Annotated in this window: 31 protein-coding genes; 1 reads left to right on the top strand and 30 read right to left on the bottom strand. The window is 67.5% G+C overall.

Going from position 1 to position 21887, the window contains the following annotated elements:
* Window positions 1-39: 39 nt before the first annotated feature.
* The 16 genes from ACLJT4_RS01565 to ACLJT4_RS01490 all read right to left on the bottom strand — a co-directional run bounded on the left by ACLJT4_RS01565 (window position 40) and on the right by ACLJT4_RS01490 (window position 8428).
* Window positions 40-402 carry a hypothetical protein gene (locus ACLJT4_RS01565; RefSeq protein ID WP_411120629.1) on the bottom strand — a complete coding sequence of 121 codons (363 nt, stop codon included), beginning with the start codon at window positions 400-402 and terminating at the stop codon, window positions 40-42.
* Window positions 399-779: a hypothetical protein gene (locus ACLJT4_RS01560; RefSeq protein WP_411120628.1), complete on the bottom strand. Its 381-nt coding sequence runs from the start codon at window positions 777-779 to the stop codon at window positions 399-401. The genes ACLJT4_RS01565 and ACLJT4_RS01560 overlap by 4 nt, the downstream gene beginning before the upstream one ends.
* On the bottom strand, window positions 776-1123 hold the full coding sequence (locus ACLJT4_RS01555) for a hypothetical protein (RefSeq protein WP_411120627.1): 348 nt from the start codon (window positions 1121-1123) through the stop codon (window positions 776-778). The genes ACLJT4_RS01560 and ACLJT4_RS01555 overlap by 4 nt, the downstream gene beginning before the upstream one ends.
* A complete protein-coding gene (locus ACLJT4_RS01550) occupies window positions 1120-2316 on the bottom strand; it encodes a hypothetical protein (protein WP_411120626.1) in 1197 nt (398 codons plus the stop codon). The genes ACLJT4_RS01555 and ACLJT4_RS01550 overlap by 4 nt, the downstream gene beginning before the upstream one ends.
* Window positions 2313-2531 (bottom strand): hypothetical protein, encoded by a 219-nt coding sequence (locus tag ACLJT4_RS01545; protein ID WP_411120625.1) that lies wholly within the window; start codon window positions 2529-2531, stop codon window positions 2313-2315. The genes ACLJT4_RS01550 and ACLJT4_RS01545 overlap by 4 nt, the downstream gene beginning before the upstream one ends.
* A complete protein-coding gene (locus tag ACLJT4_RS01540; RefSeq protein ID WP_411120624.1) occupies window positions 2528-2818 on the bottom strand; it encodes a hypothetical protein in 291 nt (96 codons plus the stop codon). Before ACLJT4_RS01540 ends, ACLJT4_RS01545 begins: the two co-directional genes overlap by 4 nt.
* Before the next feature lie 71 nt (window positions 2819-2889).
* Window positions 2890-3342 (bottom strand): hypothetical protein, encoded by a 453-nt coding sequence (locus ACLJT4_RS01535; protein ID WP_411120623.1) that lies wholly within the window; start codon window positions 3340-3342, stop codon window positions 2890-2892.
* A 31-nt stretch (window positions 3343-3373) separates the two neighbouring features.
* Window positions 3374-3814 (bottom strand): CHC2 zinc finger domain-containing protein, encoded by a 441-nt coding sequence (locus tag ACLJT4_RS01530; RefSeq protein WP_411120622.1) that lies wholly within the window; start codon window positions 3812-3814, stop codon window positions 3374-3376.
* Window positions 3815-3944: 130 nt separating this feature from the next.
* Entirely contained in the window at window positions 3945-4091 is a 147-nt protein-coding gene (locus ACLJT4_RS01525; RefSeq protein ID WP_411120621.1) for a hypothetical protein, read from the bottom strand.
* Window positions 4088-4459: a hypothetical protein gene (locus ACLJT4_RS01520; protein WP_411121057.1), complete on the bottom strand. Its 372-nt coding sequence runs from the start codon at window positions 4457-4459 to the stop codon at window positions 4088-4090. Before ACLJT4_RS01520 ends, ACLJT4_RS01525 begins: the two co-directional genes overlap by 4 nt.
* A gap of 21 nt (window positions 4460-4480) precedes the next feature.
* Entirely contained in the window at window positions 4481-5350 is an 870-nt protein-coding gene (locus ACLJT4_RS01515) for an AAA family ATPase (RefSeq protein ID WP_411120620.1), read from the bottom strand.
* A gap of 70 nt (window positions 5351-5420) precedes the next feature.
* The gene (locus ACLJT4_RS01510; protein ID WP_411120619.1) at window positions 5421-5843 is read right to left on the bottom strand and encodes a hypothetical protein; all 423 of its coding nucleotides are present in this window, start codon (window positions 5841-5843) and stop codon (window positions 5421-5423) included.
* Between the two features lie 133 nt (window positions 5844-5976).
* Window positions 5977-6426: a hypothetical protein gene (locus ACLJT4_RS01505; protein WP_411120618.1), complete on the bottom strand. Its 450-nt coding sequence runs from the start codon at window positions 6424-6426 to the stop codon at window positions 5977-5979.
* An 83-nt stretch (window positions 6427-6509) separates the two neighbouring features.
* Entirely contained in the window at window positions 6510-7424 is a 915-nt protein-coding gene (locus tag ACLJT4_RS01500) for a hypothetical protein (RefSeq protein WP_411120617.1), read from the bottom strand.
* 17 nt (window positions 7425-7441) lie between these two features.
* Window positions 7442-7708, bottom strand: coding sequence for a hypothetical protein (locus ACLJT4_RS01495; RefSeq protein ID WP_411120616.1), 267 nt, complete (start codon window positions 7706-7708; stop codon window positions 7442-7444).
* Between the two features lie 249 nt (window positions 7709-7957).
* Window positions 7958-8428: a hypothetical protein gene (locus tag ACLJT4_RS01490; RefSeq protein WP_411120615.1), complete on the bottom strand. Its 471-nt coding sequence runs from the start codon at window positions 8426-8428 to the stop codon at window positions 7958-7960.
* Window positions 8429-8551: 123 nt separating this feature from the next.
* Here ACLJT4_RS01490 and ACLJT4_RS01485 point away from each other — a divergent pair, with 123 nt between their 5' ends.
* Window positions 8552-8926 (top strand): hypothetical protein, encoded by a 375-nt coding sequence (locus ACLJT4_RS01485; protein ID WP_411120614.1) that lies wholly within the window; start codon window positions 8552-8554, stop codon window positions 8924-8926.
* A gap of 46 nt (window positions 8927-8972) precedes the next feature.
* On the opposite strand, the gene ACLJT4_RS01480 is transcribed toward ACLJT4_RS01485, so the two are convergent.
* The 14 genes from ACLJT4_RS01480 to ACLJT4_RS01415 all read right to left on the bottom strand — a co-directional run bounded on the left by ACLJT4_RS01480 (window position 8973) and on the right by ACLJT4_RS01415 (window position 21844).
* On the bottom strand, window positions 8973-9191 hold the full coding sequence (locus tag ACLJT4_RS01480) for a hypothetical protein (protein ID WP_411120613.1): 219 nt from the start codon (window positions 9189-9191) through the stop codon (window positions 8973-8975).
* Window positions 9188-9994: a peptidoglycan-binding protein gene (locus ACLJT4_RS01475; protein ID WP_411120612.1), complete on the bottom strand. Its 807-nt coding sequence runs from the start codon at window positions 9992-9994 to the stop codon at window positions 9188-9190. Before ACLJT4_RS01475 ends, ACLJT4_RS01480 begins: the two co-directional genes overlap by 4 nt.
* A gap of 72 nt (window positions 9995-10066) precedes the next feature.
* A complete protein-coding gene (locus tag ACLJT4_RS01470) occupies window positions 10067-10402 on the bottom strand; it encodes a DUF2746 domain-containing protein (protein ID WP_411120611.1) in 336 nt (111 codons plus the stop codon).
* Window positions 10399-11661, bottom strand: coding sequence for a tail fiber domain-containing protein (locus ACLJT4_RS01465; RefSeq protein ID WP_411120610.1), 1263 nt, complete (start codon window positions 11659-11661; stop codon window positions 10399-10401). Before ACLJT4_RS01465 ends, ACLJT4_RS01470 begins: the two co-directional genes overlap by 4 nt.
* A gap of 18 nt (window positions 11662-11679) precedes the next feature.
* Window positions 11680-13569, bottom strand: a complete 1890-nt coding sequence (locus ACLJT4_RS01460; protein ID WP_411120609.1) for a siphovirus ReqiPepy6 Gp37-like family protein — start codon at window positions 13567-13569, stop codon at window positions 11680-11682.
* Window positions 13570-13596: 27 nt separating this feature from the next.
* On the bottom strand, window positions 13597-14442 hold the full coding sequence (locus ACLJT4_RS01455) for a phage distal tail protein (protein WP_411120608.1): 846 nt from the start codon (window positions 14440-14442) through the stop codon (window positions 13597-13599).
* Complete coding sequence (locus ACLJT4_RS01450) at window positions 14443-18537, bottom strand: hypothetical protein (RefSeq protein ID WP_411120607.1); 4095 nt, start codon at window positions 18535-18537, stop codon at window positions 14443-14445. It abuts the gene before it with no gap.
* Window positions 18538-18540: 3 nt separating this feature from the next.
* Window positions 18541-18723, bottom strand: a complete 183-nt coding sequence (locus ACLJT4_RS01445) for a hypothetical protein (RefSeq protein WP_411120606.1) — start codon at window positions 18721-18723, stop codon at window positions 18541-18543.
* Window positions 18724-18917: 194 nt separating this feature from the next.
* The gene (locus tag ACLJT4_RS01440) at window positions 18918-19256 is read right to left on the bottom strand and encodes a phage tail assembly protein (protein WP_411120605.1); all 339 of its coding nucleotides are present in this window, start codon (window positions 19254-19256) and stop codon (window positions 18918-18920) included.
* Window positions 19257-19361: 105 nt separating this feature from the next.
* Entirely contained in the window at window positions 19362-20102 is a 741-nt protein-coding gene (locus ACLJT4_RS01435; RefSeq protein WP_411120604.1) for a hypothetical protein, read from the bottom strand.
* Between the two features lie 76 nt (window positions 20103-20178).
* The gene (locus ACLJT4_RS01430) at window positions 20179-20676 is read right to left on the bottom strand and encodes a hypothetical protein (RefSeq protein ID WP_411120603.1); all 498 of its coding nucleotides are present in this window, start codon (window positions 20674-20676) and stop codon (window positions 20179-20181) included.
* Entirely contained in the window at window positions 20677-21060 is a 384-nt protein-coding gene (locus tag ACLJT4_RS01425; RefSeq protein ID WP_411120602.1) for a DUF5403 family protein, read from the bottom strand. It lies immediately after the preceding gene.
* Window positions 21060-21398, bottom strand: a complete 339-nt coding sequence (locus tag ACLJT4_RS01420; RefSeq protein WP_411120601.1) for a phage head-tail adapter protein — start codon at window positions 21396-21398, stop codon at window positions 21060-21062. The genes ACLJT4_RS01425 and ACLJT4_RS01420 overlap by 1 nt, the downstream gene beginning before the upstream one ends.
* Window positions 21392-21844: a hypothetical protein gene (locus ACLJT4_RS01415; RefSeq protein WP_411120600.1), complete on the bottom strand. Its 453-nt coding sequence runs from the start codon at window positions 21842-21844 to the stop codon at window positions 21392-21394. The genes ACLJT4_RS01420 and ACLJT4_RS01415 overlap by 7 nt, the downstream gene beginning before the upstream one ends.
* Between the last annotated feature and the right edge of the window lie 43 nt (window positions 21845-21887).

Here is a 21887-nt window from a genome sequence, read left to right as displayed (position 1 = left end):
TGCCAGAACTTGCCCGAGGCCCTTGGCAGAGCCAGGTTCTTAACGAACTTCGGTGGCCAGGGACTCGAAGCGCCCCAGCAGGAAGCGGACCATGGCGGCGAGCACGACTGCTTGTCGGCTCGACTGCACTGTGAGTGCGTTGATCTGTGCCTTCAGCTCGTCGTCGCTGATCTCGGCCAGAGCGGAGAAGGCTGTGTTCGACGCGTTGTCGGCGGAGAGAAGCAGGGTGCTCTCCTTGAAATCCTCGATGAGGATGGCCCGGTTCACCCTGGCGTCGGCCTGAGCGTTCTCCGCCTCGTTGTACGGGCGGGACAGAACTGCCCCGTCCTCCTGGCGCTCGTAGTACGTCCTGGTCGTCTCGTCCCAATACTCGATCGCGTCTTCCGGCATTGCCTCGCTCAAGCCGCACCCTCCAACTCGTCGTAGCTGTCCACGTACTCGGTCCCGTTCAGGTGGGCGGCGATCTTGCCGATGCCGCGTTCACAGCGGTAGCGCACGGCCCGCCCGGTGACGCCCTGGAGCGTGGCCGACTCCTCGTCCGGAAGGTCCGCCCCGAAGCGCAGGACGAGGGACTGGCGTTCGCCGATCGACAGGGGCGCCGTCCCCCAGCCCCGCCGGATATCGGCGAGGTGGGCGAACAGCGTCCCCGCGGCCTTCTTGTCGACCGTGCCCTTCGGCATGTCGGCGTCCGGGGCGGTGGGATTGCGAATGCCATACGCCGCTTCCGCGTCCCACACCGCCGGTAGGAGGTGCTCAACGAGGCGTCGGTCGTAGGTCACAGGCCGCTTCTCTCGGCCGCGTGCCGGGCGGCCTCGTAGGAGATGTGGCCGGAGCGGTGCTTCGCGTCGGTCAGCCAGCGGTCCCGCAGCCGCTGAGACATCCATCGGTGAAGCAGGCCGGCACCACCCTCGGCGAGAGTGCGCCGCACATCGGAGGCACGCTCGGCGGCCACGATGACCGCTTCCTGGTAGGCGTCGTCGTACTCCAGCGTCAGGCCGTAGTCGCGGGCGAACGCACGGGCTACAGCCTGCGCGACGCTCTCGACCTGCGGCTCGGCGAGGACGGACCAGTCGACTGCCTTCACGGCTTCGGCTGATTCGAGATCGGCGAGTTGCAGGGTCATCGGACCACCTCCTTGACTGGTACCTGGCCGTCCTTCGTCACCGCGACGACCAGGCCGGGGGCCCCAGTGGTGCCCTTGGCGTGCCGCCACCAGGTCGACTCGCTCTCCATGGCCGGAGGCTGAATGAAGGTGCGGGGGCCGTCTGTGTCCACGAACTCGTGGTGAAGGTGGCCGGCAAGGAGAAGGTCGGCCTGGTGCATGGCGGACTCCTTATTGAAAGCCTGGCCGCGCCACCACTCCCAGTGCTTGCCCGGCCGCCACTGATGACCGTGAGCGTGGGTCACGACCGTGCCCGAGCAGTCGACGGTGACGGTCAGCTCGTCCGTGTCCGGGACGAAGCACTCGACGTGGCCGAACAGCTCCGGGTTCAGCTCCAGTGCGTCGCGGACGGAGATCAGGGCCTCGGTGTCGTGCGAGTCGTCGTACCTCGTCACGCCCTTACCGGCCACACGGACAGCCTCCCCATGGTTTCCGGGGACAGCGGCCATGGTGACCCGCTCCGCGAGGGGGGCCAGGGTCAGCGCTGCGTGCAGCATCACCCGCCGGGTAAGTCGGATCTGCTCGGTGAGGGTCAGGGGAGTTCGCCAGAGGTTCGCCCCGCCTTGCGACTGGAACCCTTCGATGTGGTCGCCGAGCCACGCGACGTGTACGTGCCCGATGTCGAACCGCTCGCGGTACATCTCCAGCAGATCGGCGGCCCCGTTCAGGCAGTCCACCGTGCGCTTCAGCGTGCCGGCCGGTCCGTCCCCGTCCGCCTTGCCGAACTGCATGTCGCCCAGGGCGATCACGAGGGTGTGGTCGCCGGTGACTCGTGTGGCCGCAGGCGGGCCGGGCTGGTGGGTCTCGATCGCTGCCAGCAGCTCGCCGATGTCGGGGCGCTCATCCGGCGAGACGGTCTTGGCGCGGGCGAACGTGAAGCGCGTGCTCAGTCCCGTCTCTCCGTTCGGCATCGTCCACTCAGAGCTGCGGAATCCCTTCACCTCCCACTCCCCGGCGTCGAGGCCGTGGGCGTGGAGAACGTCGGCTGCTGTGCCCTTCGGGTCCATTTCGGCGGGGCCGCGAACGGTGACTTCGGCGTCGTCTCCGGACACCTCGATCTGGCGGGTGAAGTCGCGCTCGGGGTCGGTCTGGCGGGGCGGTACGGAAGGCCCTACGGGCTTCGAGAGAAGCTCGTCGAGGAGGGTGTCACTCAAGCGTTGTCGCTCTCTTCCTGGCGCAGTCGGCGCCGGTACGTGCGGATGGTGGATGCGGACACGCGGTGTCCGTAGCGGTCGAGAATCCAGACGAGATCCTCGGCGGCCGTGCCCTCAAGGAGGTGTCGCTCGAACGCTTCGCGCTCGCGTGGCCCGAGGGCCTGCCAGATCCGCTGAAGGCGAGGTCCCGGATTGCCGGGAAGGGCTTCGGTCACGCGGCCTCCTGGTCGAGCGACTCCACGGCCGCGACCGCGAGCGCCGCCAGGCGGACCAGGCCGGAACGGATGTGCTGGGGCTCCGACTCGGTGAAGGCGCCGAACGCTGCGGCCAGGACGGCGGAGTCCCAGCCGGAAGTCTTCGCCAGGGTTCGGCTGTGCTCGATGGCCCGCCACCGGTTGGACTGGCGGAGGTGATAGGCCCTGCCCTTCGCTGGGCGCTCGCCTCCGGCCGCCGGAAGCCGCCGTGTGCCGAGTACCTTGCGTGCGGACTTCACCTCTGCCATGACCGTCGTTGTCGGATCGGTCCTGCGTGCCGGCCGTTTCGCGGGTGTCGTGTCAGTCAACTCGCTGTCTCCTAACTGGCGAGGTCGTACAGGGCCTGGGCGCCGCCCTGCATGTAGGTCTCGTTCACGTCGCCGTCGCGCAGGCGGATGCCCTTGGCGTTCCGCAGGGCCCGGCAGACCTTGTTGTTGAGTTCGGCGCCCGCGTCGTCGGGATCGCTCCACACCCAGACCTTCGAGAAACCGGCGAGCATCCGGCGATGGCGTGGCAGCCAGAGGGCGGCGCCGGGGATGGCAACGGCGTGGAAGCCGACCTTGCGGAGGATGATCCGGTCCAGCTCACCTTCGGTGACGTGGATTTCGTCTCCGGCCGCGTGGATGGAGTCGACGCCGTACATACGGGGGGCGTCGTCCTTGATCGTGTTGTACTTGCCGTGGCCCAGGGCTCGGTGGTCGTGTTCTTCCAGGCAGCGGAAGCGGATCGTCAGCGGCTGCCCGTTGCGGTCGAGGTAGGGGATGGCGAGCATGCCTCGGTAGCGGGCGTGGCCGGGAGCCGGGTCATTGACGACGCCAAGCCGGTACGTATCCGCTTCGGGCTGACCGATCCCGCGAGCGAGGAGGTACCGAGCGGCGTCCTCCGTAAGCGCTGCCTGATAGGCGGTTGTCGCCTCCTCCAGCGTCGCGCACTGGGAGGGCGAGAGAGGTCGCAAGGGACTTCGCTCCGACAAAGGTGATCTCTTTCCTGTTGACGATCGTTTCGTGCTTGATGATCAGCTCGTAGCTGTCCCCGCCCTCGTGGCAGGAGTGGCACTTCCACACCTGCCGGTCGAGGTTGTAGGAGAGCGAGGGGGTGTTGTCCTCGTGCAGCGGGCAGCGGGCCATGCCGTAGGACCGGTGGGGGTTGAAGTCCACCTCGTAGTGTTCGAGCACCGCCTCCAAGGTCGGCCTTGTACCGTCTTCGTCGTCGAAGTCCCGGCGCCCCAGGCGATCAAGCCTCACGGCAGCATCCAATCCAGATCACGCATGCTGATCTCGTAGAACTCCTCCATCTCGAACAGGAGTTGGGCGTCGAACTCGGCGTCGTTGAGGAGGTCGAGGAAGGCTTAGAACGCGAGGGCCTCGGGCTCGCTCACGCGATCCGCCGGCCTTTGAAGGAGCTGCTCTCGCCGTCCCAGCCCAACTCGAACAGGCCGTCCGGCTCGCTGGTCTCTTCGAGGAGATCCGCCAGCTCGCGGGCCAGTCGCCTGTGCTCCGCGACCTCCTCGAACAGCCTCACGCCTCCTCCGGCGGAAGGTCGAAATACTCCTCGACGGTGGTCAGGACGTACGCCTGCCGCCAGCTCGCCCCGCGCCGCCGGACGATCACGATCACGTCCACGTCCTTGGGGCTCAAGCCGCGGTGACGCGCGAAGTTGTCCCGCTCGCGCAGGGCCTCACGGACGAAGGTCCCCGGTTCGAACTTGGCGTTCTTCGCCTCGATGATCAGGTAGCGCCCACCGTCCCATCGCACGACGTGATCACCCTCGTCGTCCTTGCCGACGAGCCGCAGCCGCTCGATGTCGACCCCGGCTTCCCGGAGCCTGTCGCGCAGCTCTGTCTCCCAGTCCGCGCCCCGCCGCTTGTTCCTGCGGTTCCGCGCCGTCACGTCGTTCAACTCTTACAATCCTCACTGCTTCAGGGCGTCGAGCGGCGACCACTCGCGGGCCGCAGGCTGGTGGAGTGGCGAGATGCGGGGTTCGAGCTTGGAGAACGTCGTGATCTCCGGATGGCATCGCAGCGTCGCGTACCGGCGCGCGGTCGGGTCGCATGGGCCCATCCGCTGCTTGATCACGGCGATCTTGAATTCGAGCGAGGTCGGGTCCAGGGCTACGGACAGCGACAGCTCGGGCTTCTCCGACAGGCCGCCCTTTACCTGGTCGCGGGACGGGGGCGCCCACGGGTCGCTCTTGGCTTCCCACGACTTGTCGGACGCGTGATGCAGCACGATCACCGTCGAGCCGGTGGAACGGGCCAGCTCCGTCAGCCCGGACATCACCGCCATCTGCTCGGTGTAGTCGCTCTCCGCGTTCTCGAAATCCATCAGGTTGTCGAACACCAGGATCGACGGGTAGGCGTTCCACAGCTCGACGTACGCCTCCAGTTCCTCGTCCACCCCACGCCAGGTGATCGGCGAGCCGAAGGAGAAGGTGATCTGGCTTCCGCTGAGCGCGTTGAGGTACGTCTCTCGATACCGGCCGCCTTCGGCCATGCCCGCTTCGACCATCTCGGTCGTGTCGCCGGTCGCCAGGCTCGCGAGCCGGGAGGACGCGGTGAAGGCGCTCATGTCGGCACTGAAGTACAGCGTCGGCAGGTTCATGCTGGCGACCCAGAACAGGGCCAGCCCGGACTTCTGCGTGCCACTTCGGCCAGCGATCATCACGACTTCGCCGTGCCGGGGTCGGCAGCCGAGGTTGTAGAGCGCGTCGAACGCCTCGATGCGGGGGAGTTCCTTGCCCGACTCCGAGTGCAGAGTCAGGGACCTTCCAGGGGTGAGCACTCCGCGGTGCCTCCTTCCATAGGGGGTGCCGGGGGCGGCCAGGACGACCGCCCCCGTGCCGGCCACTGCCTCAGTCGAAGTCGGGGGCGTCGGCCACAGCCGCGTCCACGGCGGCGTCCCGCTGGGAGGCGTACGCGACGACCTGGTTGCGGACACCCGTGTCGGTGACCTGCTTCCAGACCCACGCCGGGTGTGCACCCGGCTTCTTCGCGGGCACCTGGGTCACGGTGACCAGGACGGCACCGCCGACGACGGACTCCAGGTCACGGGCGAGAACGGTCTGCTCGATGCGCTGCCCCTTCGAGACCTCGGGCGCAAGCTTGTCGAGCTGCTCCGGGGTCTTGAAGACGGTCACATCGCACAGAACCGAGTCCTTCGGCCCGTTGGGCGTCGGTCGCTGGCGGTCGAACTGCTTGACCTCCAGGAGGATCGCAACTGCCTCGGCAGCCTCTGCGGGCTTGAACCATCCGCCGTTGGCGGTCGGGATGTCCATGAGGTTCAGGGTCACTACTGGTCTCCACTCTGTCGGTGAACGGGGTACGGGTTGTGCTGGGCGGGGACGCGGATCGCGAGCGACCCCGCAGCGATGGCGGCGGCTACGGCCGCGCCGAGGAGGCGGCGGCCCATCACGAGCCCTTGAGTGCTCGGCCGCGCGCCTTCCAGGCGTCCATGACGGCCTGGTCGCCGAACGCGGTCTGGTTCGTCGCCCACAGACGCCGCAGCTCATCGGCGTTCTGGCATGCGGCGATCTGGTCGAGGACCGCGCTGGTCGTGGACTGCGCGGCGGCCGGGGACGTGCCTGCCGCCTTCCACGCCGCGCTGGGTTGCGGGGCGGACTGGGGCACGATCCGTGCGTCCAGCCCCTTCACGATGGTGGTTGTGCTCTGTGCGATCTGCCCTGCCTCGACGATGAGTTCATGCAGCGAGAGATCTGCCACACTCTTACCATCTAGGCTGAAGAACGCCGTGATGTCGTCGCGGATCTCGCCGGGGCCGCCACGGAACACGGCCCACGAGTCGTCGTGGTTGCGGCCGTACTTGATGGTGACGGTGATGGATCGGCCCTCGTCGGCCACTCGCTGTGCCCCTCTCTGTTCTCGCCGCGCGGTTCGTGCGGCGCTTCAGCCACACTATCTCAATCGGGGCGCAGAAGCTAGCGCTAGTTGAACTGGGCCAGGGCACCCTTGACCGAGCGCATCCGGCGGATGTCCAGTGCCAGGCGGGCGGCCTCCCAGCCGAGGCGGAGATCGGCCCAGTACAGCGTGCAGTGCGCCTCTCCGGCGGGCAGGTGGATGATGATGCCCCAGTCCTTGTTCACTGCGGGAATGGACGCGTACGCGGCGGACGCCAGGGCGGCCGGCACGTCGGCCTTCTTCCAGGCTGCGAGCGCCTTCTTGTCGCCGTCGTTCACGGGGCACAGGGTGTGGTCGTACAGCTCGCCGCGTGAGTAGACCGCGAGCTGAGCAGCCATCTTCAGGCCGCTGTACTGCACCGATCCGGTCTTCAGGTCGCCGATGAACAAGCCCTCGATGTGCCCGCCGTCCGGGCCTGGGCCCGAGTACCGGAGCATGCGGTCGAAGGTTCCTGCCGCGCCGAGTTCGTCGATCACGACGAACTGTTCGACGGCCACCACGTCGAAGTCCACGGTCGCCATCTTGTAGGCCGCCATGTCGGCGACATCGCTCAGCGCGGTTCCGGCCGGCAACTCGTCGCCCCGGTCGACGTACTCCGACAGCGTGTGGAGGTGCGTCCCCTTCTCTCGCTTCGCGTTGGCTCCGGCGAGGTCGACGGCCTGTTCGGCGAGGGTGTTCAGCCTGCGCTTGTCCTGGGCGTCCTCGGGGCTGAGCTGCCTCACCACGTCCAGGAGCGCGGGGCGCCTCGCGGCCCCCACCAGCGTCATGCGCTGACGCCAATCGGACAGGGCCGACTTGTCCTCGATGCAGTCGATGAACGTGGTCGTGCGGGTCAGCGACCTCGGTCGCCCGCCGCCCTTCGGGACGACGATGGGGCGCCCCCATCCGTCGCGGGGGACGCTCGGAGCGCGAGCGGGTAGCTGCTTCAGTTCTAGGGTCACTCGGTTCTCCAACAAGGTCAGGCGATGGACTTCAGGTAGAGACGAATCGAGTCGTCCGGCAGGACTTCCGGCTCGCATTCGTCCTGGTCAAGCAGGCTCAGGTTCAGGGCTTCGGCGGCCCGCAGAACGGCGGAGAGGTTCTCCGTTGTGTGGTCGGGGCTCGCGGTTATGTGGAAGTCGAACTGCTCTTCATCGACGTAGAGCGTGACGCCGGGGCGACAGACGAGCCGCGGAATCCTCGGCTTCTCGACTGTCTCGGAGTCCACCCCACGGCCGTGCGTCATGCACCGGCTCCTCTCCCCTTGCCAGTGCGTCCCCTGCTCCGGCGTTCGTTCGATTCGTGTTCGATGACTGATTCTCACCGTTTGTTGACGTCTAGGTCAACCCTTGCAAACCTACCCGGAGCGAGATCCTCCGCTCGGCCACGTTTGGGAGGGTTGACCGTACGCCTGGGGTACGACAAAGCCCCAGGGGTGTCATCCCTGGGGCTGATGTTTTGTGGAAATGAGAAAGGACCCCGCAGGGGGGTCCTTTCAGTCTTCCGTCTGAGTCTCGTGCTTCTCCGGCCCGGCCTTCTTGGGCTCCGGCTTGCGAATGAGGTCGGTGTCCGTGGCCTCGCGCGGAACGAGAAAGAAACCGGCGTCAGTCTCGGGGTCGTAGTACACGACCCGATCCTTCTCCCTCAGCGTCGCCTTCCAGTTGTCCAGGCGTTCTTGCTGGTCAGGCTTGAGTTCCTGCTTGCTGCGGAGCCGCGCCTCGTAGCGCAGCATCGTCAGCGGATACTTCCACCGGTGCTTCGCTTCGACCGTCCACGGGATTAGTTCCGTGTCTCTTGTGATCTGTAGATCAAGACCCTGGCGGTGGCGAAAGGTGGCCCACATTGAAGTCGTCGTCTCAATGTTGTACTTCTCAAGGTACTTCTCGACGATCCAGGAGTAGGACTTGCCCTCCTTGATCCAGCGGACGGCTTCGGCCACGTTCTGTACCTTGGACTTGGCCGGCATGTCGTCCTTCCCTTGGTAGCAACACTGAGCAGCGCGAAGGGGAGTTTCCGATCACGCAGGGCCTACTGTGCCATGTAAGAGTTGAACCCGTCAAGCAGAGACTAGTGAGCAGGTGTAAGGGTTGTGCTCGTCGAAGTGAAAGTTCGGGTGTGCGACACGTGCAAGCGTGTCGGGGTACCCGTCAAGACGTACACCGTCACGGACGACGAAGGCCGCCAGGGTGAAACGGACCGGTGCGCCGACGACGCCGAGGCGTTCGAAGGCGTCCTCGTCGTAGAGGCTGCCCCGGAGGCCAGCCCTGCCCCGGCCGCCCCAGCCGCAAAGAAGTCCCCGGCGAAGAAGACGGCAGCGAAGAAGACCGCAGCGAAAACGGCGACGGCGAAGAAGGCGGCGGGGAAGAGACCCGCCGCGAAGAAGGCGCCCACCCGTGGGCACAGCAAGACGCCCGAGATGACGGTCGAGGAGATCAACGCAGCGAAGGCCGCAGGCACGCTGTAACGACGAGAAGCCCCCGCCTGCCACGCGGGCAGACGGGGGCTTCGGGCTACTCGGCGTCCTCCGCGCTGTCGGAGTCATCCGGGACGACGACGCCGATCGCGGTCAGGAACTGGACGATCACGGCAACCTCGGCCCGGTCCGCGAAGACGACGGCCGCGATGCTGACGAGGACGCCCAGGCCCGCGATGGTGGCACCCACCCGCGTGCGGTAGCGCACGGGGAGGGCGTTGACGATGCCCGCTATCGGGCCGCGGATCTTGTTCACTTGCGTCCTGCTTCCTTCTGAAGCTCCTTGAAGCCGCTCGGCCCGATGGCCGGGTCGTACGACTTCCCCTTGCTTCGGTACTGGGGGTTCTTGTTGTGGAAGCGGCCCACGGCCTTCTGCGTCTCGGGCCCGTAGAGGTCGGTCACCGAGCCGGGGATAGGGCCGTAGCCAGCCTTGATGAGGAGCTGCTGAAGCTCCTTGACCTGCTTGTGGCGTGCGCCCGGCTTCACGCCCGAGGCGAGGGCCACGATCGTGCTCGGGGTCGGCTTGGCGGGCTTCGGCTTCTCCGCAGGCTTCGGGGCGCTGCCCTTCCACGCAGGGTCGGCCGACTGGATGCCCTCGGCGAATGCCGGGTAGCCGTAGCCGAAGACATAGGAGTCCGTCCGGCGCCGCTTCTTCAGGTACACGCCGTCGCCCTCGGCCGAGCCGTCTGCGTTCGTGTTTCCCTCGATGGTGAAGATCCACGTCGCGTCGTAGTCGTAGACGAGGCCGGTGTGAGCCCCGCCGCCGTTGCCGTAGAACACCTGCGCGCCGATTGCGGGGTACGCCGAGAACCGCTTCCGCTGCTTGAACCAGGACACGCCGGTCAGGCAGGACGCGGTACGGGGGTAGAGGGCGGCGAGGCCGGCCTTCATGGCGCACCAGGACACGAACGTCGCGCACCATGCCTGGAAGTCGGACCACTCCAGGCCCGGTACCTGGTCGCTGTACTTCTGGTCGTTGTTCCAGTGGCCGCCCGCGCGGCCCTCGTGGTACCCGGCCTCGGGCTTGGCTATGTTGATGATCTTCTGGGCGTCGCCCATGTGTGGTGCTCTCCTTCGGGCATGAGAAAGGGCCCCGCCTCGTCGTGAGGAAGGGCCCGTGGGGGGTGGGGGTCAGTTGATGGGGGGTGCCGCCGTGCGCGACAGGTGCTCGTCCAGCCGCTCGGCGACGGCCAGGCGCTCGACGCGCTCGTGGGCCATCTCCCGCCGCAGATAGGCGAGTTGCTCGGCGTGGTCGGCCTGGCCTTCGAGAACGCGGCTCATGCCGTCGACCACTTGGTCCAGGTCGTCTCGGAGGTTGGTGGAGTGGGTGTTCGCGACGTGCTCGCGGACCTCGCCCATAACGCGGCCCTGTCGGCGGACGAGTTCGACCAGGACGCCGACGAGGGCGGCGGTCACTGCACCGCCCGCCGAGACGAGTGCCACCTGAACGCTGGGGTCGATACTCACCCGGCAAGCTCCTCGATCCGGGCCTCCAGCGCCGCGATACGCCGCTCTTGGTCCTGCACGACGGGCAGGAGTGCCACGCCTAGCAGGTCGTAGCGCACCGTTTCGATTGCGCCTTCCTCGTTGAAGCAGACGATCTCGGGGAGGGTCTCGAAGACTTCCTCGGCGATGAGCCCGAACTCGTCCTTGCGGCCCGTGACCGGAGTGCCGTCAGGCTTCTCGAAGTCGCGCCGGTCGTAGACCCGAGGGCGCAGGGCGAGCACGTCACCGGAGACCACCTCCGCGTCGCGGACGTTGGTCTTGTAGCGGATCGAGCTGGTGTTGCGCCCGAAGTCCCCGCTCCCGTCGACCCACACGGCGTAGTACGTGCCGGACCCGCCGACCTGGGAGGCGTGGGCCCGCTTAGTGCCGTTCGCCCAGGAGATCGTGTCCCCTGATTCGAGGTACTGCGAGTGCGTGTGGCTCGATGGCGGGAACGTGGTGGGCTTCGAGGTGACGCTCGTCCACGTGTGGGAGTGGGTGGCCGGCGGGTACGTCGAGGGCGTTCCTGTGATGTCGCCCCACGGGTGCTTGTGGGCAGTCGGCGGCAAGGAGGAGGGCGGGTTGGAGATGTCCTCCCACTGGTGGGCATGCGCGCTGGGGGTGTACGTCGCGGGCTTGCCGGTCAGCGAGGACCACGACACGGTGGGCGCCAGGTCCGTCCAGACCGAACCGTCCCACCACTCCCACCGCGCAAGGGTGTTGTTGAAGCCGAGCAGCCCCTTGCGCGGGGAGGTCGGCCGCGTGCTGGTCGCCCAGACGCCGACGCGGTGTCCTACGACGGGGCGCGTCGCCGTGATGTCAGCGGAACCGATCGACGCGACGTTGGCACCGACCGCGATGTGGCCGAGGGCCAGCTCGTAGATCCCGGTGTCCGTCTGCGTCGTGGCCGGTGGAGTCGACGAGCCTGCCGTGCCCTGCTTGAGGACGAGGGTGATCGAGTTGGTCGCAGGGTCGAGCTTGAGCACCACGCGGTCGACGCGGGCGCTTGTGCTGGCTGCGGGCACCGTCAGCACCTCGGCCGCGGTGGACTGCACCATGTGCCCGCGCAGGATCGCGAGGCCGGGCTGAACCGTGACGGTCATCCCGGCGCCCGCGCCGAGCTGGAAGCCGGGGGCGTCGTACGCGGAGACGACACCGGAGTCCTGGAACTCGCGGAAGAGCGAGCTGTACTGGCTCTCGGTGACGGTCTGGGAGTCGAAGGGGAAGGAGGTGATCGCCAAGAAGCGGCGTCCTTTCGATCAGAGCGCCTGGCCGGCGTCCTCGATGATGAGTTGCGATAGGCCGCCCGGTAGGAAGCGGACCATGCCATAAGTCGCGGCAGCGCGACGGGTGTTGAGCGTGACGCCGACCGTGACAGTCCCGGCGGGAGGGTTGTTGATGTAGAAGTCGGCGCCAAGGCCGGTCGACGAGTTCGAGTCGTCGTTGTAGGTCGTGGTGAAGATGTCGCCCACGGCGGTGCTGCTGGTCGTGACCGTGTTCCCTGCGGCCCAGCGGACGGCGGTGGTCGCACTCTGCTTGGCGTAGCGTCCGCTCGTGCTGTCGCCCGTGCCGTCCGTGTCGACGCTCGCGATCCGGAGGACGACCTTGTAGCAGCGGTTCGCCTCGGCGGTGAACGACTGGGTGTAGACCACGGTCGCCGTGTCGCCGATGTACGCGGTGGTCGAGAGCTGTTGGATCGCCACGACGCCCTTGGCCCGGCTGTCCTCGAAGGCCAGGGGCCGCCACTTCGTCCAGCCTCCGGCGTCGCTCCCGCTGCGTACCCACTCTTCGGCGACGGTGGGGCTGAGCCGAACCCAGTGCTGGGTGGCGTACGTGTTCGACGGACGCCAGGTGGTCACGAACCCGAACCGGCTGCCACCGCCGAAGTCCCAACCCCCGGCCGTGCCTTGGTCGGCCGACAGCACCAGGCGCGATGTCCCCGACGGGTACGTACTGGGAAGCGAGGTCTGGGTGTAGTCGGCGGCCGAGACGTTCCGCGCACCAGGCGGTGTCGCCTCTGCGGTGCGTTCGAGCGAGGACACGCGGGCCTCGGTGGACTGGGCGCGGTCGGCGGCTGCGGCGTTCGGATCGAATCCGCCGGGATCGCCAAGCAGCGTGCCGAGCTGGAAGCCGTCGCTGCCCGCCTTAATGATCATGCCGGTGACCGGGGCGGTCAGCTCCTGGCCTCCCGCGATCACGCTCACGCGGTCGCCGAGGCCCCAGTCGACGCCGAACTCCATGGTCGAGTCCGCGACCGGCACGGCCTGTACCGCAGTACCGGTGAACCCCTCGTCGGCGAGCACCTCGTTCCCGGCCTGTGTCAGCTCGGCTGTGTCGTCGGTGTTGCGCTGGTCGACGAAGCGCTCGATTCTCCGTCCCCAATCGGCTTCGGCGCCTACCGAGGCGGCGTTGTCGACCGGAACGAAGGTACGGTCCTCCTGCTCGCCCTGGCCCGCGACGATGACGCGGGTGGCACCGGGCGTGGAGACCGATACGCGCTGCCCGGCCAGGGTGCCGGCCAACACGTCGAGCCGTACCTCGCGCGTGCGGTCGGTGATCGCGAACGTCTCGAAGGTGAGCTGGGTGCCGCGCTGCACGATGCGGAACCCGAGCCCGGCGACGGTCGCGATCTCCGTCAGGAGTTCGCCGAGGGTGGGGAAGCGGGCGGCCTTGGAGAGCGTCGGCCCTCGGCCCAGGTTGGCCCCCATGACGAGGGCGGAGCGCCGCCGAGCTGCTGGGGCCGAGGGGCCGCAGTTCGCCGCGACGTAGGCGTGCATGAGGGTCTCGGCCGGGCCGGTGCGTTCGTCGTGGCCGACCGTCTGGGTCGTCACGTCCGGGTTACTGGGCTGTGGCCAGGCCAGCATGTCGGACAGGATCACCGAGTCGCTGACCCCTTCGAACACCACGCTGCCGCGTCGGTCCTCGGGGGTGGCGGCGTACTCGGACGAGGTGACCGGCCCAGACATCAGAACGTCTTGTGGGCCGGTGAGGATCAGACCCGCGCCTGGCACCCGCAAGGTGTCGGTGAGGGGGTGCTCGGTAGCGAGGGTCAGTTTCCACGTGCCGACGTTGTTGAAGGTGTCCTGTACTTCGAGGGAGAGATCCTCGGGGCGGATCAGACCGACGCGGGTCAGTGTCTTGTTCCGCACCTCGACGGTGAGGTCCGCGAGTTTCAGTCAGATCACCATCCATCTGCGGGGCTGCCAGGTGCACACGACACGGGAAGCCGCAGTGGTGTCGAGGAGGCTCACGCCAGCCGTCGAGGTGCCCGGTGGCACTGTCCAAAAGCGCGGGGCGGCGGCGAGGTCGGCGTACCGGTTGGTGTTCGCGCCGTCGCGGACCGAGCCGTTGCGGGTGTCGATCGTGAGCTTCTGACCAGCGGCCAGGGCGCCCGTCCAGCGGAGTTTCTCGCCGGTCGCGGAGGTGACGGTCAGGTCGCGCCCAGGGCCGAACACGTCCCAGGTGGGGTAGGCCGCCACGTCACCGGAGTTGTCGAGCTGGACACTGCCGATGGCCTGCGACGCCGCGAGCGGCATGGCGACCAGGTTGGACAGGAACGGGCGGGTGCCCGTATCGCCGCCGACCGTCTGGGTTGAGACGGTCGACGCGGTGAAGTACGGGTCCGGGGCCCGGAAGGAGATCACGGTCTGGAGGTCCGCGCCCGCCGTGGCGTCCAGGTCTCCGCCTCCGGTGCGATAGACCTGCGTGGACCACCGCACCCCGTCATCGTCGACCAGGACGAGCGAGCACTCGCCGGCCACCGCCCGAGCCAGCCGGGAAACGAGGCCGCCCAGGTCGGCGCGGTCCCGGCCCACGATGTCGAGAGGGATATCCAGGTCACGGGACACGACGCGTTGTCCCCGCCATCGGGCTCCGTCTCCGGCGCCCTCAAGCCACTGGACCTCGACGGAGGGCAGCCCGAGGCCGGTCATCCCGGCCGTGGCCTGGAAGCCGAATCCGCGGGTTGCCACTCCGTCGAGGTCCAGTACGTCGCGCTCAGTCTCCAAGAGGAGCGCGGTCATTCACCACCCCACCATTCGTGCTCGGTTGGCCGCCGCGAACAGCTCCTCCTGGGAATCCAGCGAGGAGTTCGGAGCGGCGTAGTAGTTGAGGACCTTCGTTGCCGTGCCGCCCGACTGCGCGCCGAGGCCGCCAGAGACAGCGGCCGTGACGGAGCGGGCTGCGGCTGCGAAGTCCGCCGAGGTCGGACGAGCGGTCAGAGCGTCAACGGCCTTGGCCACACGTCCCGACTGGCTCTCGACGCCCTTTGCGAAGCCGAGGCCGACGAACCCGCCGAGCTTGGAAAAGACCCGCGAAGGCGAGTGGATGCCCAGGCTCTTCTTGATCGCGGCCACCATGGCGTCTGCGATCTTGAGCATCTGCTTCTCGATCGCCGCCTGCTGGCTTTCGAGCCCCTTGACGATGCCCTCGGCGACACGGATGCCGTTCTGGTACATCGCGTCGGATGCCGTCTTGCCCGCCGCGTTGGCGTACTTCTCCAGCTCGTCTTGGAGCTTGTTGATCTCGGAGACGCCGCCCTTGCCGGCCGCCGCGATCGACTCGGCCGCCGCGAGACCCGCCTCCGGGCCCGCGCTGGCGATCTGGTCCATCGTGGCCTGGTTCAGGCCGAGCGACTTCAGCTTGTCCAGCGCGGCAGCGAACCGTTTTGCCTGGTCGATCGCCGTTTGCAGGGCCTTGGTGATCCCGGTGAAGGACGAGTCCTCGACCTTCGTCACGTCGCCTGTGCTGATGATCCTGTCGGCGACCTGGCGGGCGTAGTCCGCAGCCTCCTCGCGGAGCTTGTCGAGCTTGTCGCGAGCCGCTTCGAGCTTCTTGCCCGCGCTGTCCCACTGGGCGGTCAGCTTGAGCAAGGCCGTCCGGTCGGAGTTGACTCGGTCCTTCAGGCCCTTGCTGGCGTTCTTGGGGATCTTCGCCGTCAGGTCGGTGAGCGACTTCTTTACGTTGTCGTACTGCGACTCCAGGCCCTTGATCAGGCCGCTGATGATCAGCTTTCCGGCGTCGTAGAGGAGTACGGCGTCCTTGGGCGCCGGGCCCTTCCAGTCAGTGAGCTTGCTGGTCAGCTCGCCGAGCTTGCTCTTCACCGCGCCGAACATCGACTTGATGCCGGAGATGAACCCGGTGATCAGCGCCTTACCGGCGCTGATCAGGGTGGAGCCGAGCGAACCGAGGGCGGACTTCGCCTTGCCGGGCAGCTCCTTGACGGTGGTGACCGCCTTGCCGATCCACTCGCCGATCGTCGACACCAGCTTGCCCAGGGCCGACGAGGCGGCGGACCGGATGGAGGCCCAGCCGCTCGCGAAGAACCGGCCGATGGCCGAGATGCCGTCCGAGACGATGCCGCGCATCCCGGTCATGAACAGTCCGGCGTAGCCACGGATCGCGGCGAAGGCGCCCGTGCACAGGTCGGCGACGAGCTTCCAGCCGGACTTGAACAAGGCGCCGATGGCCTTGAGGCCCTTGCCGATCCCGCCGATCAGGCCGACGTTCAGGAATACTTCGAGCGCGCCGAGGATCGTGTCCCAGATGCCCTTGACGAGGTTCCAGATGCCGGACCAGAACTGCGACCAACCGGCCTTCAACGTCGAGAAGTTGCCGGTGAACAAACCCGAGATCAAGCCCCAGGCGATCTTGATGGCGCCGACGATGATGTCCCAGACGCCGGTCACGATCTCGACCAGACCCTCGAAGACGAGGGCGACCCCGTTGACCGCCGCCACCAGGGCGCCGGCCAGCAGCTCGACGATGAACTTGATCACCGGGACGAGCACCGGCATCAGGAAGTTGACGACGGCGAGCAGCGCGTCTAGAACCGGCTGGATCGCTTCGAGCAGCCGCTGAATCGCGTCAGCCAGCGGCGGAAGAACGCCCTGGATGACCTCGCTCAGCATCGGGAGCAGCGGTTGGATTACCGCCGTGATGATCTGGAGCGCGGTGGCGATGATCGGCTGAAGCGCCGTGAGGACTTGCTGAAGCGCGGCCGACAGAACCGGCAGGATCGGGGCGAGCGCGGATGCCAGCGTGGCGACCAGCGGGGCGAGCGCCGCGAAGATCTGCCCGAAGAGCTGCGCGACGATCGGCAGGATCGGGGCGAGCGCGCCGACGAGCTGGGCGATGACCGGTGCCAGGGCGGTCACGATCTGGCCGAATGCCTGGCCGATGGTCGGCAGAATGCCGCTGAGCGACTGGAAGGCCGCGCTGAGCGCTTGCCCGACGATCGGAACGAGCTGCGTCAGGATCGGTGCGATCGTCTGGATCGCCTGGGTCAGCGCGCCACCCAGGAGCTGAATGATCGGGATGATCGACGGCGCCAGCGCCGTGAAGGCGTTCGCCAGCGGTATCAGCGCGGCGGCCACGAGCGGGCCGAGCATGGCCGCGAATGCGCCAACCACCTGCATCAGCGCGCCGAGCGCGGCGCCGAGCGGCGCCATGGCCGGGGCCAAGGCGGTCACCGCGGACTGGAGCCCGTCGAACAGCGCGTGAACGCCGTCCATGACGCCGGGCTGGTTCAGCCCGTCCGCGACGGCGGAAAGCGCTGTGCCGATGATCTGCCCGACCTGCGGGAGAATCGTTTCTGCAAGCTGCGCGAGCTGAGTGAATAGCCCCTTCACCGCCGGGCCCGACTGGGTGGCGATGGCGTCCATCGCGGCGTGCGCGCCCTTGAAGACGCCGATCAGGCCCTCTTGGAAGCCGGAGCTGTCCACGGTGTTGTGGATGCGCTCCAGCGTGTCGGCCATCATGCCGAGCGAGGAGCCGCCCGCAGCCTCGGCCGCCCGAGCGATGCCGGCCAGGATGCCGCCGACGTTCAGCAGGACCGAGCCGAGATCCTTGAGAGCCTGAATGCCCTCGTCGATCCAGCCCTTGAGCTTGCCGTTCCCCTCGGACTTCGTGAGGAAGTCCGAGAACTGGGTGCTGATGTCGACGAACCACTGAGCCAGCGACGGGAGGTAGCTGGTGCCGACCTTGCCGAGGACGGCGATGATGTTCGCGAAGGCGCCCGTACCCGTCGTCGCGATGTTGATCGACGACGAGAGGTCGGTGAACATCTGGGCAAGCGCCGGGTCGAGCGCGCCCTGAAGAGAAGTGGCGAGGCCGCCGAAGAACCCGCCGAGCTGGGTCGCGGTCTTGGCGACTCCGGCGGTGAACTCCGGAAGGAGTTCGTCGACCATCGTACGGATGGGCGCCTCTGCCTTGGCCCAGAAGTTCTCGCTGATCGTGTCCTGGAGAGATGACAGCGCGGTTTTGACCTCGGGCAGAACCTTGTTGAAGTCCTTGAAGGCCGCGATCGTGACGCCGAGCCCGACCGCGATACCTCCGAGGAGGCCGGGCAGGAGCAGCGCGCTGGCTCCGATGGACGCGAGCGAGGAGGACAGGGCGGCGAGGTTGGAGGCCGCAGAGAGGCCCCAACCGGCGAGGCCGGCAATCGCGAGCGAGAGCGAGCCGATGATCGGGACGCTCTTGTCCAAGTTCTTCAGCGTCCGGCCGAGCTTCTCGAAGATGTTGTTCAGCACCCGCGCCCCGGACAGAGCGGCGAGGGCCGTGGCGACCTTGGTGACGGCCGTGTTGTCCAGCTCCGGGATGATCGGCACCGTGCGCGGGCGCGTCAGCACCTGGAGCCGTGCGGACATCGCGGCCCCGGTGCCGTTGGCGATGTCGAGTTCGACCTTGACCTTCAGCGGCGAGAGGTCATCCGCCCAGTCCTTGAGCTTGTGCTTCACGCGGTCTGCGGACTGCTGGTCAAGCTCCAGCTCGACCTTGCCCGTGGCCTTGAGGTCGTCAACCTTGAAGTCGACCTTCTGGCCGTTGGCCCGGTGCTGAAGCTCGCGGGCCGCGTTGCGGACGGCGGTCGCCATGCCGTCCGTGGAGATCGTCGTGTAGAAGCGGATCTTGCGAGCGTCGCTCTGCTTGTTCCGCTTGTTGATCTTGCGTAGTTCCTCGACGAACTCGCGCGAGGCGCCGCTCATGTCGATCTTCGTCGCGACCGTGAGCTTGAGCTGCTGCTCGATGCGGTCGAGCTGGCGCTCAGCCTGCTTGCGGAAGTCGTCGGTGTTCGGGAGCACCTTGACCGCGACACGGCCGATGATCTGCCCTGTCGCCAAGGGCTACCTCCGAGAGAAGTGCTGGTAGATCGCCTTGACGGTGGTCGGCCGCTTCGGGGCCTTCGTCGTCGGCTTCGTCTTGGACTGCGGGCGGGGGAAGGGCGGGATCTTCGGGGCCTTGCCCTTGCCCCACTGGCCCGTGGCCCTGGTGTTCGCGTTGAGCGCGTCGTAGAGATCGGCTTGCATGTGCCGGTCCTGGCCCCAGCCGAAGAACTCCCTGCCGCCCGACGCGAGAGCGACGGTCAGGGAGGTGTCGGGCAGCCTCGCTACGCAGAGAAGGACGAGCGCGGGGGAAGGCCCCCGGCCTGCGATGACTTCCGCGAGATCAACGCCGAAGTGAAAGAGCAGATCCGGATACAGGCCCTCGCCGTGCTCGTCGATCAGTCCTGCGAGGCCGAGGCTTCCCCCACCTGAGTGCCCTTGCCGTACCGGTCGAAGATCTCGGCGAGGATCGCGAGGTCGCCGTTCACGGCGTCGAGCAGCGCGTCAGCCGCGGTGCCCGATTCGGCGACGAGGCGGATCGCCTCGGACATGAGGGCTTCCTGATCGGCGCCGTCCGCGCCGAGCCGGTCCTGAAGGGCGCTCAGGTCGTCGCGCTTCGGCTTGGTCAGGCGCAGCGGGTTGAGCAGACGAACGGTGCGCTCGCCCAGCTCGATGTCAGTGCTGCCGTAGCGGGCCTCGGCCGCGTTGCGGATGTCGTCGAGGGAGAAAGAAGCCATGGGGGTGCGGACCTCCGGGGGAGAGATGAACAGGGGGTGCGGACCAAGGGGGAGAGACCCCGGCGCGAACGGGTCCGCGAGGCTCGCGCCGGGGTGGTCGAGGGGTCAGGCGGCCTTGCCCGCCGTCCAGGCGGTTCCGCTCCAGAAGGCGTTCGAGCCATCGCCCAGCGCGACGTACTTGCCGGTGGTCCAGGCGCTGGTGGGGGTGGCGGTGACGGCCGCCAGGTCGTCGAGCGAGGCGGGGACAACCGCGCCGGTCGGGGTGAAAGAGCCGGGGGTGCCGGCCGTCGCGCCCGTGGCGACGATCCCGCCGAGCGGGGTCACGGCGTAGGTCCAGGAGTTGTTGCCGAGGGTCATGGGCTTTACGCCCAGTGGGAGCCCGGCAAGGGACTCCGTGTCGGCAATGGCCATGTCGTCGTTGCGGTAGATCTCCGCCTTGGGGGCGTAGATCGCGAAATGGTTCTCGCCGTCGATGAAGATGGCCAGGAATGCCGACTGGGTGGGAACCGGTTCTGCGGGGACGCCGACCGAACCATCAGGCAGCACGGGGGCATTGGCGCCGAAGTACAGCTTGAGTCCGGCAAGGTCGAACTGCTGCAAAGTCAGCGTCATCGTCTCGGTACGAGCCGAATACTTCGTCCGCAGTGACTTGTTCTGGAGAGTGCCGATCGTGGTCGCTTCGCCACCGTCAGAGGTGATGCCGAAGACATCCTCAAGCGAGGTGTGGCCGACCGTCTGCCACGGACTTGTGGGAACGAGAAGGTCGTCGGGCATCGGCGTACCAACCGGGGCGGTCAGATAGTTGCCGGAGCCGACGACGAGAGTTGCATTGTCGTTGAGCGCCAAAGAGAAACGTTTCTCCTAATTCGCGCACGCCAGAGACCCTGACCGCGCAAAGGGCGTCAGGGTGCGTGCGGGTGGATTACGGGAGGGGGTAAGGGCGCGTCCGCGATTTCCGGATCTGAACGTCGAAAATCGACTCGTAGCGCCACACGCCAGTGGGCAAATCCGCGTACTGCACGGGCCCGGTGGCGGTAGCCCAGTCCGAGGCACGGCGCGGCGATGAGTTCATGTCCACCCGCGTGATGTGGCCGCGACCGGGGATGACCTCGTGCTTCAGCCAGGAGTCCCGCAGCACGACACGTACGGCCTCCGACAGGATCGCCGCGTCCTCGTCCCCGTTGGGGTCGGGGGCGAACGCGTTGATGACCACGCGGGCCGAGTCGGTGAACCGCGTGTCCGCCGCCCACTCGCCGAAGGTCGGATCGCGCCGAACGAGTACAACGGGGAATTGCTCGTGCTGGTCGATGAGGCTCTTCACCCGGATGCCGGGGAGGCCCTTGCGGAGCACGGCCAGGAGCAAGTCCTCGACCGGTGAGAGTTCGGCGAGGGCCTTGATGTGATCAGGGATGCCGGCCACTTAGTCGAGCTTCACCTTGCCCTTCCTCTTCTTGGGAAGGTTCGCCGCCGTGGCGAGGACGTACAGACCGTCCATCTCCGGGATGGTGTCGAGGAACTTGTTTCCGTTCCGGTCCTCGCGGACGACGACCGACTCTTCACGGCCGTACTCGATAGAAAGGGCTGCCTTCTGGCCTCGGTCGTCGGAAAGGATGACGTACTTGTCGACCTTTCCTTCCTCGACGACGATTTCGGAGTGCCCCTCCGCCCGGTGCTGCTTGAGGATCTCCTCGGCACGGACAGCGATTTCGAAGGTGCGTACTTCGAGTTCGGCTTGCACACCCTCGTTCAGGGCCAGTACCTTCGTGAGCTTTCGACCGCCCACGCTCCGATACACCGTTGCCATTAGGGTCGCTCCCGAATGTCGATCGACCAGTGACGGGTGCGGCGGTCGCCGTGGTGGTAGGCGGGAGGGGAAACGATGTCCCATTCACGGCCGTTGTATTCCACGCGCGACCAGAGGGAGACGCCTTCGAGGTGGGCGTCCACGATCATCCGCGTCACGTTGATCTGCTGTTGGCCCGGCACTTCCGCGCGAGCGGAGCGCTGCGGGATGAAGGCCGCCTTGACGTCGATGGACCCTGCGGGGTCGGCCACGATCACGCGGTTTCCGCGGTTGTCGACGACCTCGACGGTGCGCCACACGCGCGCCCTCTGGCCGCGTCGGCGTTGCACGCTCACCACGGTCCCCGATCGTCGCGGAACAGCGGGAAGGAGTCGCCGCCGTAGTCGACGGGAACCCGGCCGCCGGAGGGTCGGATCTTCGAGCCCCACGCGGAGATCTCCGCACTGGCCAGCCCGCGCCGTCGTCCGCCGAGTTCCTCCAGGAGCCGGATCTCCTCGCGCGTGAGGTAGACGGTGCCCGCGTCCTGGCCGATGTCCGCCCAGGCGAGAGTCTCGTCACCGGCACGGCTCTGGGTGTATCCGTTCGGGTTGCGCATGTACCGGGATGCGGCCTTGAGAACGAGGGTGCGCACCAGGCGGGGGGCGGCGTCCTCCGGCCACTCGCGGCCGTACGTCGCAGCGAGGTCGGAGGCATCCTCCAACGCGCCCATGGCGATGCGGAGTTCGTCCTCGTCCAGCTCCCAGTCAAGGCGGCCCTTGAGTTCGTCGAGCGTCGCGTACGCCACGCTGCGACCTCCTTTCGGGCAGGCCGAGCGGGGCCGACGCGAA

The sequence above is a fragment of the Streptomyces sp. x-19 genome (genome assembly GCF_046549115.1).
Classification (GTDB): Bacteria; Actinomycetota; Actinomycetes; order Streptomycetales; family Streptomycetaceae; genus Streptomyces; species Streptomyces albulus_C.
Note: the sequence above shows the minus strand (reverse complement) of the source record. Positions and strands in the feature narration are given on the sequence as shown.